Source organism: Mesorhizobium sp. M2A.F.Ca.ET.042.01.1.1 (assembly GCF_003997405.1).
In the GTDB taxonomy this organism is placed as follows: Bacteria; Pseudomonadota; Alphaproteobacteria; order Rhizobiales; family Rhizobiaceae; genus Mesorhizobium.
The window spans coordinates 1-14,949 of sequence record NZ_RZRX01000040.1 but is presented as its reverse complement, the minus strand read 5'-3'; the positions used below and the strand labels follow the sequence as shown (position 1 = coordinate 14,949).

Here is a 14,949-nt window from a genome sequence, read left to right as displayed (position 1 = left end):
GCTAGGCTTGAACTTCCTTGGACGACATTCGAAGCGAATATCGGAACCCGTCCTCCCGAACCTGGAACTGCGAGGAATGTCCGACCAGCGGCGTTCCATCGACCCCCAGGACCATTGATCCGAAGCCTTGGCGCGTGATCGGAGCCGCGCGCCGGCGGCCCGTTTCTATCCATTCAAAAACAATGTCGGCGCCTGTCTCGCCTGAGTTGAAATCCCAGCGCACCTCAACCGCGCCCGCAGGGTCGCCCAGCACCCCATGTTTGACCGAATTGGTGGTGAGTTCGTGAATGATCATGGCAAAACTCTCCGCTGCGCCGCCTGAAATCTTGATGTCGGCCCCCGTGATTGTCGCTTTGCCGCCTTGCAAGAATGGCCGTAGTTCCTGACCGACCAGATCACGAATCGTCGATGATCCACCGGCGCTGTTCGTCAGCAGCAGATGCGTCGCCTCGAGCGCCCGAATTCGGTCAATCAGCGTTGCCTTGAATTTGTCGACATCGCCGTCAGGCGCGCCCAGCATCTTCACTATCGCCGTGATGACGGGGAACAGATTGCTGAACCGGTGGCGCTGCTCCTGCATCAACTTTTCTTGGCGTCTTACCGCGGCTCGCAGCAGCGTGGTTTGGCGGCGCTCCGTCAGGTCTGCGGCGATCCCGATACGCTGGTCACGGCCGCCTTGGTCTTCTTCGCGGCCCCGCAAGGCGACCCAACGAACCTGGCCATCCCCGCGCTTTATACGAATTTCGACGTCGTAATTGGCTCCCGGCCGCACCTTTCCTGGAGGCGATGCCAGCTTGCCCCAGTCCGCTGGGTGGACGATGGATGACAGATCGGACAGCGGGCGGGACGCGGCCGGGGACAAGCCAAGAATGTCCCAGAACTGACGCGAGCCTGCGATGACGCTTTTGTCGTACTCTATTCGCCAGGTGCCCAGTCGACCGGCCGACAACGCGAGGTCGAGCCATTCGTTTTGGGCTCTAAGCGCCTCTTCGGCTGCTCTGCGTTCGGTTATGTCGTCCACCACCACAAAAAGGCTATCTGCCGGGATCGCGTCCGAGGCGGAAAGAGAAAGCGTTACCGAGGCCCAGAGCGTGCTGCCGTCGCTTCGGGTCAGGCGAATTTCCGAACCGAACCAGGGCGCCTGGGACCTCAAGGCATTGAGCGAATTCTCCAGCAGCGCACGATCGTCCTGATGGACAAGCTCATCCAAGCGCTTCCCAACAAGATCATCTTGGCCGTAGCCGAGAAGAACACCGAGGCGTTTGTTCACCCCCAGCAGCACTCCGCGGTCACTGGCGGTTGCAAAGCCCAGCGCGGCTCGCTCGAAGGCCCGGCGGTAACGCGACTCCGCAGCTTCGACAGCAGCGAGCTTGACGTCCATCGCGGCCCGCAAGCCCTGACGGGATCGATCGAAAAGCATCGCAATCATTCCACCGGAAAGCACGAGCAGGATGGCGCGTGCCAACTCATCGGCAAGAGGCTGATGCTTCATGATCAGTCTTGCGCCAAGCCCGGCGGCGGCCAGCAACAAAGTTGCTGCGGCTGCGATCCTTCGATCTTCAAGGAACGCGATGACAACAATGGCGGGCACAAATTCGAGGAAGGCCAGGTCTGTGCCACCCGCGTGAGAAATGCCAAACTCAAAGAGCAGCGTAGCGACCACAACAGCCGTCGACGCCAAGTGTGTCGGCGACAGGATCGGACCTCCTCGGCAACTTCCTGCGGACCTAGCTACAACTTTTGGCCTAATCCGTCGAGGTTAGACTGGAGAGCGTGCACGTAGTTCGCTTGCCAGCTTTCCCATCCAACGAAATCGAGGCTTTATTAAGCCGGCTATATCGCCCTTGGGCGAGATAGAGAATAACGACGAGGAGGAACTATCCATGGGTCTGAATAGCGGGCAAAGCGGCACGGGATCGATCGCGGCGCCTGGGATGGGGCCGGTCGGCTTCGGGGGCAGAGCAGCGACCAACCCCGCTCGACGCGCCCCTCGCACCACGGCAAGGTCAATAACGGGCAGCACATGCGCGCGCCCGTCGCTCGATTCGGCGACCGGCATGCTTGAACGCATGGGGTGCGGGTGGCTTGTGCTGAGTGAGGCAAGAAGAGTACTTGAGTGGAACACGGCCGCCGAAACCATCCTGCGGGCCTGCGACGAGTCCCTTGATCCGCGCAGCGATCTGACGGCAGCCCTGAGGAGCCTGATAGCTGGCGTGCCGGCTCACTTTGCTGCCGGATCGCTTTCCTGGATCGTCATTCGCAATCCTGGCGATCGGCCGATCATCGTGAGCGAGGAAGGCGCCGTCACTCCTGATGGGTCGATCCTGGTGGCGCTCCTCGATCGCCAGCCGAGGACTGGCCCCAATCCAGAGACCCTACGAAAGATGTTTGGATTGACCGGTGCCGAGACGCATTTGGCATTGCGTTTGGCGAGCGGCGATGCACCCTTGGAAATTGCCGAGCGCAGCAGGCTGAGCCGAACCACTATCCGCACCCAACTCGCGTCGCTGTTCGCCAAAACAGAAACGAGGCGTCAGGCGGAATTGGTTGCCCTTTTAGGGCGCATATCTGTGCTGCCGTAGTGTCCAAGGGTCCGGCGGCGCTGGTTTTCGCAGTTCGCCGCCAGTTCAGGGCTCACCACCCAGACATAATCTCAATGAGGCTTGGATCGACGCAAAGTCGAGCCTCATTGAGGTAGCTTTTTGCGGATCTGCACGGCATTCACGTCGTGAACAGAGCATAAAGATTTCCGTGCTCACACCACGGTGAACGACGATGCTGTCAAGGGCAAATGATGCGAAAGGGCGGCAAACTGAATTTGATGTGCACCGCCGATCCCATCGCTGTCGAAAGAAAGGGCTCCGGTCGAGCTGTTGTAAATAATGTGATCGGTGCTGTCATGTGCACTCGCGCCCACGTGAAACTGTCCTGCGGCTAGAGGGCCCACATGAAGTCCCGTGAACACCTTGTGGTCGAGCTGGATCTTGTCATGGATCACACTGAAATCGGCGACCTTGGCGACATCACCGATCTTGAGCACCGAATCGAAGACGAAAACGTCGTTCCCACCCCCTCCCCGCAAGATGTCGTGCCCGCCGCGGCCGTTGATGACATTGTTGCCTGCGTTGCCAGTTACGGTCTGGGAGAACTCATTCCCCGTCAGGTTGATTGCGGCGGTTCCGGATGGATTGGTTGTTGCGAGACGCTCGATCGCCGATCCAGTCGAGAGTGCATAGGTCACTGATGCCAGCACGGTATCGCGGCCACTACCGGCGAGCTCAACCACCTTGTCGCCAGCGTTGTTGACGTAATAGGTGTCGTTGTATCCGTAGCCAATCATGGTGTCTGCGCCGGTGGTGCCATGAATTACATCCGCACTTCCGGTGCCATTGAACACGTGATGACTGGGCGACGTGACGGTGGATGGAGCGCTGGTCGAGGGCGTGGAAGTAACCGGAGGCGTTGTGGTGGGCGCAGGCGCATCGCCGGAGTGGTTCAGATTGTCCACGCTTTTGTTATGCTGAAGGAAAAACGCCTTAAGCGCCGGTGATTGACCAAGCGCGGTGTCGCCCTGCTGAGAGCCCCAAGCATATGCGTAATCGAAGGCAGGTGATGGCACCAGCTTGGCAAAATGGTCTATGATGGTCTGTTCCTGCGCGGCAGTGGGAACGACGTATTTTCCACCTGTGTCGGTATTGTAGTTGCCGCCGCCAAACGCCTGGTAGCCTGGGATCATCTGGCTCACCGGGATGCCCGCCGCCTTGGCGGCAGCGACATAGCGGTCGATCATGTTGTAGTCGATCACGCCGCCGGTGCGCACCGGATAGGCATCCACCCCGAAATAATCGATATGGGTGTTGGCGGGGTTGTATGTGTTCGAAAAGTCGGGGTTCGCAGAGGTGCCCAAACTCATCATCGTTATGTAGGTTTTGGTGCCAGGCAGATGGGAGTGGATCCAGTCCGATTCCGCCTTTAGATTTTCAGCGCTGGCATAAGTGCCCCATTTGCCGGTGGGGTCGGGCTCATCAACTAGGAAGAAGCCGAACACCTTCGGGTTGCCGATGAAAGGCGTGACCTTCTGGATAAAGGATGCGGTGGTCCCGTTGGTCTCGCCCAGCCAGACCAGTCCCTTCATACCGGCAGGTAGGGCGTTGAGCTGGTCGACAGATGATACATCGGCCAAGTTGAATCCCGCTGTCGCAATGTCGGCGCCCGATCCGCCAGACGTGTAGTGGAGAGTGGCCATGCGCATTTCCTTCAGCTGTTCGACAAAGCCCCTACACCCTACCTATTGGAGGCCTAAATTAGCGCCAAATCAAAAACGGTGGGCGCGTGAGAGATTTCTTGATCGCCCGGCGGGGGTGGCGCGCACGTATCGCAGACCGGCAGAGCACCAAGCGTTGAAGCGCTACGCATTGAAAGAAGGCCATACCTGCATCATGTCCGGCAGGCTCTGCTTATCATGCCTCAACGGTGATCACCTCATCCTGGCGACACTCCGCATATCAGCCGCGACGTAAACGTCCTCCCCAGGCATGTGATTATGGGGTCAGTGTGTGCGAGGTCGGCCTTATTTGCTGCGCCGCTGGCGCGAGCCGATAAACCCAAGGCGTCAGGGCGCGGACAATTGGCCTGCGCACCGGCGTTTCGATGAAGCGACAGACAAGAAAGGAGGCAAGCAGGACCCCACCTGACACGACAAGAAAAGCAACGTTCTTCCCAACATAGGGAGCGAGCGCATTCAACGAAATATAGCCGATATACTGATGCAAGAGGTATAATGGGTAAGTAAGTCCGCCGAGCAGCACCATAAGCTTTGACGGTCTTATGATTCTCCCGAACGAAACGGCACAGACAAATATCCCAAAGACCACTGTATTGGCGACAACGAGATCAGCGGACGAAAGCGAGACGCCATAGTGCTCCTGCATCCAGGCTTGGGGAAGCACCATGGTCTTGTAGGACAGCAGCAACGCGGCAGCAAAAAGCAGGAGCGCTGCGGGAGAACGTCCCCTTGCAACCAGGTCTTCGGCCAGAATGCCTCCGGCGAAGAAGGGCGCATAATCCGTGATGAAAAGAAGTCGTATCGCCGTGTTTGCGAACACGAGTTCGTTGCCTGCCGCGACCGCCAGCCACCCAGCTACGATCGGCAATTTCCAGCGCTGAAAGGCGCCCGCCAACATCAGCATCGCGACCCAGCAATAGAATAGAATTTCGACCATGATCGACCAGTAGACGCCGTCCATGGACTGCCGGCCAAAAATTCGAGCGAACATTGTCAGATTGGCGATATAGGTCGCAGCGTCGGTCGGGAGCCGCTGATCCTTGGCGACAACCAGAAAAAGGAACGTAGCCGTCATGCACACGAGAAACCCGGGATAAAGCCTAGCGAAGCGCGCGACAGCGAATTCTTGCCAGGTTCGGCCTTCGGCGGACCAGGCAATCACGAACCCGCTGATCAAAAAAAAGAGATTGACCCCGAGGTTGCCATAGATGGCGTAAGGTGCTGCATAAGGGTAGCTGACATCGAGATTTCCAGCGATCGCGCCGCGGAAAAGATAGTGGTAAAGCATCACTGCCAGAGCTGCCATCAACCTGAGCAGGTCGAGCGATGTCATCCGCGAAGTGCCTACCTTGCCAATGGACGCCATAACCAGCTCCCGCCCCGCGCTCGACGATCAGTCGAGCTCCGGGGCTATGCCTTTTCAAGGACGAAGACCTGCTCGCACGAAAGGAGCGGAAGGATACTGAACGATCTGACGAGCTTGAGGCCAGCCTGCGAGAAATCTTCCCGGGCGACACTGAAATCGACAGGATGGGGCGCGGAAACTCTGCCCGTGATCATATTCCGCAGTTTTAGTCGTATTCTCTGAAATCGGGACGCCAAGCCGTAAGAGACGATGAGGCGGCGACTCGTAACGCGCGCCAGTTCATTGATGATCTTGCGCCTGAGATGCGGCGGGATGAGATGGATCAGTCGAAGGCAGATCACCGTATCGAAGCTTTCGTTGGCCATTGGCAACTGGGTTACATCGCATCGTACGAAACCCTGGAACCCAGGTCGGCCCTCATATGCGGTCTTAGCCAAGGCCATCATTTCCATGGAAATGTCAGCTGCCATGACCTGGCAGTCGTGCCGGATAAGCACGTCGGCGAGCTTTCCGGTTCCGCAGGGAATATCCAGTATCTGAGACGGCAGTGGAGAACAGGTCTCCAGCGCCTTGGCGATGCAGTTCTGCTCCCGTCGTGCGATGACGTAGGACGCAAAGGTGGACAGCTTCAGGCGTCCGGCATACCCCGCTAGATACCGCTCCGCAAAACCAGGGTTTTGATATCTGGGTTTGGTCGCGAGTTCATAGGCCGCGACATCGGCATCGTAATTGACCGGCTTCGCGAGGATTGCTCCTGCAGCCTCATCTGTTTCGCGATCCTGGCCCATTCGCCGGCTCCCATTCAGGCCCGGTCGGAATTTTCTGTCCAATACGTTCATTGAAGCACAGCCTTTGCTTTTTGGCGGCAGGACATCCGTTGCCGATGAAGTCTGCCAACTATGACGCCGAGTCTTGTGGGTTCGACGTGGTCGAAACTCTTCCAGGCAAATCGCTCCGACCCAACTTTGTTTGCAAAACGGCCCCGTGAGTAACCGCTCGGCCAACCCGGACCGAGATTTTGAGATGCGACGCCCATCGAACCCATGCTGATGTGGCCGACAAGATCGACACTATCGCGGGGGTAAACTTCCAGATGGGTGTGCCCGACGCATCCCCCGAACGGATGACGACTGGCGATCACTTATGGCTACCGTGATGAAGAAGGGCGCTGCCAAAAGGCCGTTGCGGGGACAGATCGGAAAGAGAATGCCAGGGCGATCCGGAAGCATAGCTACTGAAGCGCCGCCAGTGGCCTCTCTAGGAAAGCCGGATTCCCCGAGGATCTCCCTATTTGGTCCTGCCGAGAACGCGGAATTCTTGGCGACTGTCAATGGGGCTGCGAGCGGCGTTGACCTGGGTGCGAGAACGCCTGGCGAAACTCACGGTTTGACCCAACGGCTTTCGCACGCGAGCCTTTGGGCATTCTTCATTTACATGGCGGGCGCCGCTCTGACCTTCGTCACTCAAGTTGCCATTGCGCGGATGGTCGGACCGGCAAGTTACGGCATCTACGCCTATGTCTTCGCCTGGATCGCGCTATTGTCTTACGGCGCAACGCTTGGCTTCCACGTGGCAGTCATGCGGTTCGTGCCGACCTACCTGACCACCAAGCAGCCGCCGATGGCGCTGGGTTTCATCATGCTAGGTGCAAAGGCCTGCATTGCCGCGGCGCTGGTCATTTCGCTCATTGGCATCTTGCTTGTCACCCAAGAGGCCCACGAACTCGATCCGGAACTGGCCGGCAGTCTATTAATAGGCATGGCGACGCTCCCCTTGGTCACCGTCTATCTTGCGGGCGGGGGTCTCGTGCGCGCGTTTGAGGCGTTGATATCTGCCCTGCTCCCCGAGCGGATCGTGCGGGACGGACTTGTCCTCACGCTTCTCTGCGGGGCAGCGTATCTGACGTCATGGCGTCTGGACGCCGTGGCGGTGATGTGGATGTTGTTCATTGCCTCCGCCGTTGCGGCGTGCATCACAGCTTTTGCCAGCTGGCGTCATTGGCCAGTTGAACTGAATTTCGGGAAGCCGGCCTATGCGTTTCGGGAATGGTGGCCTTCCCTCCTCCCGATCGTGATCATGGTTTTCATCGATACCCTGATGAACCGGACAGCCGTGATGCTGCTTGGATGGGACGGTTATGTAAAGGATGCAGGCATATTCTCGGCCGCAGCGAATATGGCGATGCTCATTGCTCTGCCGCGGGTTGCGGTGAGCAGCGCGTTCGCACCCACGATAGCGCGCCTCTCAGCGCACAACGACGTGGCGAGGCTCCAGACTGTCTTTGCCAAAGCCACGATTCTGTCTTGCGCGGGGGGGCTGGCGCTGGCGATGCCTCTCCTGATGTTCACCGAGACGATCTTTCACTTGCTTGGCAGCGGATTTTCCTCCGGCGTGGAGCTGACCCGAATTCTCGTGGTCGGACAGTTGATTGGGGTCGCCGCCGGGCCGCAGCAGCAACTTCTGACCATGGCAGGACACGAACGCGCGGCCGCCACGCTCATGGCTGTTTCGGCTGTCATCAACATCTTGGGATGCATAGCGGGCATAGCCCTGGATGGAGTCGTGGGGGCAGCTGTCAGCACGAGCGCGATGCTGATCTTTTGGAGCATTTCACAAGCGGTCTACATCCACGTCCGCCTTGGAATTCTGCCTGGCGTGGGATGGACGGTGAAGGCGCGTGTGCGATCTGAACAGAGTGACAAAGTTCTGTAACAAAGCCAGCTTCTGTTGGATTGAGAGATGATACTGGAAGTATTCGGGCCCTCAGGAGCTGGCAAGACGACTTTCACGTCCGGACTGGTGCCTGTTTTGCGCTACCACGGGTGCCCCGTCGTGTTGCAGATCGGGGACCGGCGGCATCCAATTAGAAGAGCCGCGTTGAAGCTGGCTTATGGCTTGCACTCAAAATGGGTGGGTCAAAATCCGCTGACCACCGAGATATTCGAGCTGTTACCACCAAAAAGCGACCTCTGGGCAACCCGCCTCAAATGGCATTTCGAGCTCCTGATACAGGTATGGAATGCCGCTCTGGCTTCCAACGAAACGATCTCGATCTTCGATCAAGGCATGGTTCAATTCGTCTGCTCGCTGGTTATGTTCAGCGGGGTTACCAACCAAGAAAAGATAGCGCGCGCGCTAGACCTTGTACCCAAACCGAATTTGCTCGTCAGATTACAAGCGCCAAGAGAGATTCTCGAGTCTCGGCTCAGGGAGCGCCAGCGACACCTCGGCATCGTTCAAAGGCTCCTTGAAGTCGATCTTCAGACCAGCCTCGACAACATTCGGCACGTCACTCTGGTCGGAGAGCTCGCGGAATCGTTTGGCGTGCCAACGATTTCTATCGACAGCTCGCACGCAAGTGGGCGCGCAGCGGCTCTCGACATGATAGCAAAAGACGCGATCGAAACGATGCAGGGCTCATTCACAAAAAGAGCTGACGTTGAATTCAGATACGGCAAATTACAAGCGACAATGAAGTAGAAAAACATTGAATACGTGAGTTTAGCTTCATGAACCCCCGTCAGTTATTCGGCGTTATTGGAATTCTAGTCTCTTTAAATGCCGTCTCTTCAGATGTGGACGGAGCCTCAGGTCCGCAGGAGATATCGACAGGGTTCGTGGCGCCGGTAGCGATGCAATTGCCCGAATACCTGCAAGCCGCTTTGGATCCGGCAACGGGAACAAGTTTCACGCTAATCACGAAACCCGGCCTCCTTGGCAATGACGTTGCGTGTCGTAATTATTGCAGCCACCGCTATTCGAGTGCGCAGGCCTGGAATTCGGATCAGACCCTCCTTGTCATCAGCAACGGTTGCGGAGGCTTGTGTTTCCTTGATGGACAAACTTACGTGCCGCTCTTTCGCCGTGCTCAGTCGGCCGAATGCGAGTGGCACCCGCGCGATCCCAGTATGATGATTTGCGTAGGCGGTCAGGAAATCTTCACCTGGGCTCCTCGCACAAATCGAAAGCAGGTTCTGTTTGTCTCCACTGACGGCAGCATTCTCCAGTTCGGCCCGTACAAGGGAAATCCAAGTCGCGACGGAAGCCGTATCGCTGTACGCGCCGTTCGACAGGATGGGACAATGGTCGTCTTTGCATTCGACCTGCTGCAGCGTCGCAAGTTTGCGGAAATCGATCTTGCACAGATAGAGGGATCCAACGGTGCATGCTCGATCTCGCCGCTGGGCATTAACATCGTATGTATTCAAAAGGGTGATGTTGAACACACGTTCATTTTTTCTGTTGATGGCAATCTGCGGCAGAAATGGACTGAGCATCACCGGCCCGGCCACGGCGACATGACGGTCGACGCCGATGGCTGCGAAATATATGTCGGAATCAGCAAGTCAGATCCTGACAAATTCCAGGTCATCAAGCGCAGGCTTGCAGACGGTAAGGTCACCTCGCTGATGAGATACGGCGAAGCACAACACGCATCCCTCAGGTCCCTTGGCAGACCCGGTTGGGTCTTCCTCAGCTATTCCGGGGATCCGGGTGAAGTCTCGAAGCATCCTGACTGGGCACCGTATGCGCGGGAAATCATTGCGCTGCGCACCGACGGCAGCGGAGAGGTACGCCGCATTGCCCAGACGCGAAACGCTCCCTCCGACTATTGGAGTGAGACCCACGCCTCACCTTCGCCAGACGGTTCGCAGGTGATATGGTCCAGCAACTGGGGCCTTCCCGGGGGTCCGGTATACGACTTCGTTACCCGTGTTGACTGGCGACAATACCCCGACAGAGGGCGGAAGGCAGGGACCCGGAACTGCCTTCATTAAAGTAGCCATTCGGACGATGGCTCGCACTCGAGCGGCATCTCCAAGCACTGCCTGCGGGACCGAATTCGCCACGGATGCGACTAGAATCGCTAGAACGAGAGGGGACGACTTGCGGACAAAGCCCCGCCGAAACGGGGCAGGCAGAGAGACGAGGGCGTACTCTCAGAATTTAGAGCTCATGGCCACACTGTTATCGCTGTCATTCAAGCTTCACACATGCGCTTCAAGCTATTGATTAGCTTGAAACCCAGTTCGCCCGGCCCGGCAATTCATTCAAACTGACGAGGAAAGTGTCGGGCCCTCGAACTAGGATGGTTGTCGTGTTCACGGACGGGATCCGAGGCCTGAGCGCCGTTTGCAACAACAGTGTCAATGGGTTCAAGTCGGCCCGCTGAGGCAGTTTTCTCGTCCCTACATGGTTGCTCCCTATACGACCATGACGCCTGTCGGAGTTGATGGCATGACAGGGCCCAGAGGGGTCCAAATGTTGCTCTGTTCGGGCTGCGTCGACGTTTGCCGGTTTTTGGCGAGAAAGATCGCAGACCACGTGAAGCCGGGTGATTGCATAGTATGACAAAACCTTGGGATTGCTGCTGGCGGGGCGCAAGTAAGATGGAGAGACGACAGGATGAAAACGCTTTCCTTTAACCCTGCGCTCTTGGAGCGGCTGGTATGTCCTATGACCAAGGGTTCCCTTGCCTGGAACGCGAACAATGGTGAACTCATCTCAGCGAGCGCTGGGCTGGCTTATCCCGTACGTGACGGTGTACCGGTTATGCTCCCGTCCGAAGCGCGGACGATCAAAGCCGCCATCGTGCAATATCGCGCACCCCGGACGTGATAACGCGCCGGGATCTGCGCAACTAACCGGCATCACAAAACAACGGACTCGGTGCGCTTCAGATCGCGCCCTAGCCCGCAAAGGGCTGTTTCCCGGCTGGTACCGACAAAGACGACGGCCCAGTAACAAAGCCAGGACCGCTTTCCCATGGAGTGGTATGGTGCCTCGCAAGGTTCGCGACCAGCTTTACGGCTGACGTGTCGAACGATGGCCGATTCAGGGTGTCTGCACCGCCAAGAGATCCGCGCTATCGTGAAAACGATATTTGACGTGCCGCTTCAGATTGACCCGCGTGAGCACGCACCCAATTGGAACCGAACCAGCACCGTCTCTTCTCAGAATGTCCAAAACGCCTCCGGCGATATGGCGTGGTGTCTTGTTCCAACGGATCGCGAAAAGTATCGTGTCGGCCCAACTCGTCAGCAGGCTTGCTTCGGGTCCGGCGAGCCAGGATGGTCCGTTGATGACCACCAGACTGTACTGCGCCCGTAGTTCATCCCTGCATTCGAGGCTGTCAACGCGCGTCAGCAGCCCGAGAAGATCGTCACCTGACGCAATGGTCATCAGGTCGACGCCGGCGCCAGGGACACTCACGACTGCATCCTTCAGGCTGCAGCGAGTACCGACAAAATCACCGAACGATCGATAAGCTTTGGGCCCCCCGGCCTGGCGGATGAACTCTTGCGTAAGCTGATGATGCGAGCACTCAAGATCGATCAGCAGCACGGGGCCACCCAACCGTGTGGCCGCCAAGGCCAGACTCCAGGCAAGTTCACTAGCGCCTTCATAACGAACGCTGGACGCGACAAGAATTGTCTGCGAGGCATTGGTCCGGGCTTGATTTGGCCCTGCCCTGACCAGAAGCGACATCACGGCTCGGCTGTAGGCCGCTTTGGGCTGATCCAGGAGCAATTCCCGCAGCTTCTTCATGGCGACCTTACCGGGCTCCGGCACCATTCCGACGCAAGGAACATTGAACGCAGCCTCGGTTTCGGCCTCGCCCCGCAAAGTGCGATTGGTACGATTGTAGATCAACACCAGGGCGGCACCAAGAATGGCAAAACCGATCATGCCCGGCGGGATAAGGAAGATCGGTGGCAACGTCTGCGGCTTTGTCGGCGGCCACGCTGTCGAAAGAATCGAGACGCCTGCCGTTGGAGCCGCAATGCGTCTGGTCAGCTCCTGCTGATGGCTCAAGAGCTCGTTGTATCTCTGCGTGAGCAGAGTTACCTGCGGTTCAAGCGCGCGTAATCCGGAAAGTCTGCTGGCGGTGTCTGCCCCGACCACATCGAGAACATTTTGACGATTTTCCAGAGTGCTGATCTGAGCCCGATAGGTGCTCACTTCCGACTCGAGCTTGGCAAGCCCTTCCTGGACAGCGTTTTGGATTGCAGAGGCAAGATCCTTGTCCGCAGGATCAGCAGCTTGACGGGCTGCAAGATCAGCCAACTCGGGCGACCCCAATGCTTCGGCGAGCGACGCAACCGGCGCGCCGCTGTTGCGAAGATCATTGGTATGTTCAAGGCGCGATTCCATTGCCCTGAGATCGGCCTTTGACATGGATATCTGCTGGCTTAGATCGGCTCTTTCGCGGGCGGCGTTATCGGCTGAGCCTTGATCTACGGCCCCAGCACCCAGACGGTACTTCTCCAGCCGGTCGATCGCCGCAACGAGATCACTCTGCACCCGCGGCAGACTGGCGATCACCACGTTGAGATCCTGCCTGTCCTCCGCCAATCTCCTTTTTGCAAGCTCGTCGATGTAGACCTGAGCGAATGTATTGGCCACCAAAGCGGCTCGGGCTGGATCCTCGTCCGCGAAGGCGATTGAAATGATCCTCGAGCGCAGCTCCTGCCCAATCCTTATTCTATTGCGCAGTTGCTTGAGGTCGGGGTCGGACGACGCCTGCTCGCTGTGTGGCCAAAGCCGCTCGACAATCCCTGCAGCAATTGTCTGCAGCGATGGCACACGCATTTCGGGAGCTTCAGTCTTCGACGAACCCTGCCCCGGCGCAACACCTTCGATCGCGTGCAGCGCCGCTGCGACACGTCGCAGATGGCCCTGCGAAGAGAGCATGGTGATGTGATCGTCGATACTGGAATCGATGACGTCCTGCGCGGAACCTGCGCCAGGAGCAATGGAAACTCGCGCTGGGGCGTCGATGATCAACTGACTCGTCGCCTCAAACATCACCGGCCGAGTGAGACCGAGGATCGCAGCGAGTATCCCGCCTACTATCGCCAGGGCTAGGATAAGCCATTTTTTTCTTGCCAGAACTGCCATCAGCTGATGCGTGGGAGATGATTGCTCGTATTCGCGCCGAGGGCGCAATCGCTGACCGGCTTCCACGACTGCCGGGACAGATGCAGGAACGGAAGCCGGATTTTTGATCCGGCTGACGGCGGAACTTGCCATTTTCATACTCCTGCCATGTCGAGTTGGCGCGAATGAGCCGCCCATGGCGTTTTCCTGGTCTCATTTCGCCAGGCCTGAAACATCAGCGCCGACCACAATTCGCGTGAGCAATCTTGCCCCTGCATGTGATTGCGCCAGCATCTGTCCACCTTGGAGCTGTCCAGCACCTCATCGCCATCGTGCCGGATGTCGGCCATAAGATCGGTCGCCCAGTTGCGCAGCGACCCCCTTAGCCAGGTGGATACCGGCACGTCGAAGCCTTGCTTCGGCCGCTCGATCAGCCGGTCCGGAACATAGCGACGCAGCAGATTGCGAAGGATCCATTTGCCCTTGCCGTCGCGCACCTTTGCATTGGACGGGAGGCGCCAAGCGAATTCGATCACCCGATGATCAAGCAACGGACATCTTCCTTCAAGCCCGTTGGCCATGGTCGCGCGATCTAGCTTCACCAGTATGTCGCCGGGCAAATACCCCGCCATGTCATCGTAGAGGAGCCGTGACAGCAGCCCGTCGAGCTTCGGTATGCTGTGAGCCGGTATGGGGTGCCCGCGGCGAGTGAGGTTTGCCGTCGGAGGCGTTACCAAGCGCTGATACAGATCGTCCTCATGCCTTGCACCCATCAGGCCGGAGATCCGCTTGAGACGATCGCTGCGGAGCATATGGCGAATACCCGGTCCGAGAGGAAGCCGGCGCAGCATGTCCTCACGCGCTGCGCGGGCGAGGAGGTTCAGCCCGGTAGCCATGGTTCGCCGTACTGCAAAGGGCAGCTGTTGGCGGCGCCGCAACCAATCCGCCATGAAGTGGCGACCATAGCCGGCGAAGCACTCGTCGCCGCCGTCGCCCGACAACGCTACGGTCACATATTGGCGGGCGAGCCGCGCCACCAGGAGGGTCGGCAATTGGGATTCGTCGGCGAACGGCTCGTCCCATACCCGTGGCAGTTCCGGAATGACATCGAGCGCGGCATCAGGCGAAAGCTGAAGCTGCGTGTGATCGGTACCCAGATGCCGCGCCACTTCGGCTGCATAGCCACTCTCGTCAAAGCCGCCTTCCCCAAAGGCGATTGTGAAGGTGCGCACCGGGCTGGCGGATTGTGCCTGCATTAGAGCCACCACGGCAGAGCTGTCGATCCCGCCGGATAAAAAGCCGCCTAGCGGCACATCGGCGATCATCCGCTCGCGAACCGCGAGCCGCAGCAGGTCATCGAGTTCGTTGGTGAGATCATCGTCGGCGCCGACGATTTGTTTTGCACGTCCGATGCTGG

Annotated in this window: 11 protein-coding genes; 5 read left to right on the top strand and 6 right to left on the bottom strand. The window is 58.3% G+C overall.

Features of this window, described 5'->3' with window-relative positions; genetic code table 11:
• Position 1 precedes the first annotated feature (1 nt).
• Entirely contained in the window at positions 2 to 1,663 is a 1,662-nt protein-coding gene (locus EOA23_RS08790; RefSeq protein WP_245474083.1) for a PAS domain S-box protein, read from the bottom strand.
• A gap of 394 nt (positions 1,664 to 2,057) precedes the next feature.
• Here EOA23_RS08790 and EOA23_RS08785 point away from each other — a divergent pair, with 394 nt between their 5' ends.
• Positions 2,058 to 2,582: a helix-turn-helix transcriptional regulator gene (locus EOA23_RS08785; protein ID WP_126060828.1), complete on the top strand. Its 525-nt coding sequence runs from the start codon at positions 2,058 to 2,060 to the stop codon at positions 2,580 to 2,582.
• Between the two features lie 173 nt (positions 2,583 to 2,755).
• On the opposite strand, the gene EOA23_RS08780 is transcribed toward EOA23_RS08785, so the two are convergent.
• From EOA23_RS08780 to EOA23_RS08770, 3 genes are all read right to left on the bottom strand, one after another.
• On the bottom strand, positions 2,756 to 4,246 hold the full coding sequence (locus tag EOA23_RS08780; RefSeq protein WP_127303640.1) for a calcium-binding protein: 1,491 nt from the start codon (positions 4,244 to 4,246) through the stop codon (positions 2,756 to 2,758).
• A gap of 295 nt (positions 4,247 to 4,541) precedes the next feature.
• A complete protein-coding gene (locus EOA23_RS08775; RefSeq protein ID WP_126060827.1) occupies positions 4,542 to 5,651 on the bottom strand; it encodes an acyltransferase in 1,110 nt (369 codons plus the stop codon).
• 44 nt (positions 5,652 to 5,695) lie between these two features.
• Entirely contained in the window at positions 5,696 to 6,439 is a 744-nt protein-coding gene (locus EOA23_RS08770; protein ID WP_189341551.1) for a class I SAM-dependent methyltransferase, read from the bottom strand.
• 598 nt (positions 6,440 to 7,037) lie between these two features.
• Here EOA23_RS08770 and EOA23_RS08765 point away from each other — a divergent pair.
• The 4 genes from EOA23_RS08765 (at position 7,038) to EOA23_RS08750 (ending at position 11,270) form a co-directional block, all read left to right on the top strand.
• Positions 7,038 to 8,363: an oligosaccharide flippase family protein gene (locus EOA23_RS08765; RefSeq protein WP_189341550.1), complete on the top strand. Its 1,326-nt coding sequence runs from the start codon at positions 7,038 to 7,040 to the stop codon at positions 8,361 to 8,363.
• Positions 8,364 to 8,528: 165 nt separating this feature from the next.
• Complete coding sequence (locus tag EOA23_RS08760; RefSeq protein WP_127303638.1) at positions 8,529 to 9,131, top strand: hypothetical protein; 603 nt, start codon at positions 8,529 to 8,531, stop codon at positions 9,129 to 9,131.
• A gap of 29 nt (positions 9,132 to 9,160) precedes the next feature.
• Positions 9,161 to 10,429 (top strand): hypothetical protein, encoded by a 1,269-nt coding sequence (locus tag EOA23_RS08755; RefSeq protein ID WP_127303637.1) that lies wholly within the window; start codon positions 9,161 to 9,163, stop codon positions 10,427 to 10,429.
• Between the two features lie 628 nt (positions 10,430 to 11,057).
• Positions 11,058 to 11,270 carry a Trm112 family protein gene (locus EOA23_RS08750; RefSeq protein WP_126060822.1) on the top strand — a complete coding sequence of 71 codons (213 nt, stop codon included), beginning with the start codon at positions 11,058 to 11,060 and terminating at the stop codon, positions 11,268 to 11,270.
• Between the two features lie 216 nt (positions 11,271 to 11,486).
• Here the strand turns inward: EOA23_RS08750 and EOA23_RS08745 are convergent, their stop codons facing one another.
• A complete protein-coding gene (locus EOA23_RS08745; RefSeq protein WP_127303636.1) occupies positions 11,487 to 13,685 on the bottom strand; it encodes an exopolysaccharide transport family protein in 2,199 nt (732 codons plus the stop codon).
• A 2-nt stretch (positions 13,686 to 13,687) separates the two neighbouring features.
• On the bottom strand, positions 13,688 to 14,949 hold a 1,262-nt coding region (locus EOA23_RS08740; RefSeq protein WP_245474081.1), incomplete at its 5' end, for an asparagine synthase C-terminal domain-containing protein.

What these genes read in the sequence shown, in the direction of transcription:
- EOA23_RS08785 (WP_126060828.1), top strand. Translation starts at nt 2,058, where the DNA reads ATGCTTGAACGCATGGGGTGCGGGTGGCTTGTGCTGAGTGAGGCAAGA.
- EOA23_RS08780 (WP_127303640.1), bottom strand. Translation starts at nt 4,246, where the DNA reads ATGGCCACTCTCCACTACACGTCTGGCGGATCGGGCGCCGACATTGCG.
- EOA23_RS08775 (WP_126060827.1), bottom strand. Translation starts at nt 5,651, where the DNA reads ATGGCGTCCATTGGCAAGGTAGGCACTTCGCGGATGACATCGCTCGAC.
- EOA23_RS08770 (WP_189341551.1), bottom strand. Translation starts at nt 6,439, where the DNA reads ATGGGCCAGGATCGCGAAACAGATGAGGCTGCAGGAGCAATCCTCGCG.
- EOA23_RS08755 (WP_127303637.1), top strand. Translation starts at nt 9,161, where the DNA reads ATGAACCCCCGTCAGTTATTCGGCGTTATTGGAATTCTAGTCTCTTTA.
- EOA23_RS08750 (WP_126060822.1), top strand. Translation starts at nt 11,058, where the DNA reads ATGAAAACGCTTTCCTTTAACCCTGCGCTCTTGGAGCGGCTGGTATGT.
- EOA23_RS08745 (WP_127303636.1), bottom strand. Translation starts at nt 13,685, where the DNA reads ATGGCAAGTTCCGCCGTCAGCCGGATCAAAAATCCGGCTTCCGTTCCT.